1 protein-coding gene is annotated in these 763 nt (G+C 61.6%); it reads left to right on the top strand.

Translation table 11 applies throughout. The annotated features are described in order from the left end of the window. Positions 1–763 (top strand): ornithine cyclodeaminase family protein (locus tag E1N52_RS43880; protein ID WP_133191288.1); only part of this gene is annotated, 763 nt, incomplete at both ends.

Here is a 763-nt window from a genome sequence, read left to right as displayed (position 1 = left end):
GGCGCGGATGTTTCATTCCCTGGCGAACGGTCGTGCGGTGCAGCCACCGCAGACGCTAACGCTTTTTCCCGAAAACGCTGGCGATTTCATTACCTATCTGGGGACCCTGGCGGATGAGCGGGTGTTCGGCGCGAAACTGTCCCCCTATGTGCCGACTAGCGCTGGTCCCATCGTCACGGCATGGACTGCACTGATGTCGATGGAAACCGGGCGTCCGCTCATGTGGTGCGACTCCGGCCTGCTGACGGCTGAACGGACCGCGGGCGCGACCGCACTGGCGGTTGAGCATCTTGCTCCTCGCGATGCACGCCGCCTTGCGCTGATCGGAACCGGGGCATTAGGATTGGCTCATCTGCGCCATCTCAAGGGGACGCGCGCATGGCAAACCATTCAGGTGTATTCGCCGGAACTCGCCACGGACGGCGGCAAGCGCGATCTGGTGAAATCGATCGACTCGCGAGTCGTCGTTATTGACAGTCTCGACGCATGCGTGCGCGATGCGGACGTCGTTTCGCTCTGCACATCTTCCGGCAAGCCCGTGTTGACGGACGGCATGCTGACACGCCCGGCACTCGTAACTTCGATCAGCACAAACGTTGCGAACGCCCACGAAATTCCGCCCGCATGGCTGCCGGGCATGGATGTCTATTGCGACTATCGCGCAACAACGCCTGCAAGTGCTGGCGAAATGAAGATTGCAGCGGCCGAATTCGACTGGAGCGCAAACGCCATTGTCGGAGACCTGCCTGAGCTGGTTGCCGGC

It is taken from the genome of Paraburkholderia guartelaensis, from assembly GCF_004353905.1.
In the GTDB taxonomy this organism is placed as follows: Bacteria; Pseudomonadota; Gammaproteobacteria; order Burkholderiales; family Burkholderiaceae; genus Paraburkholderia; species Paraburkholderia guartelaensis.
The sequence above is the reverse complement of the archived record's forward strand: the minus strand, read 5'-3'. Positions and strand labels throughout refer to the sequence as shown.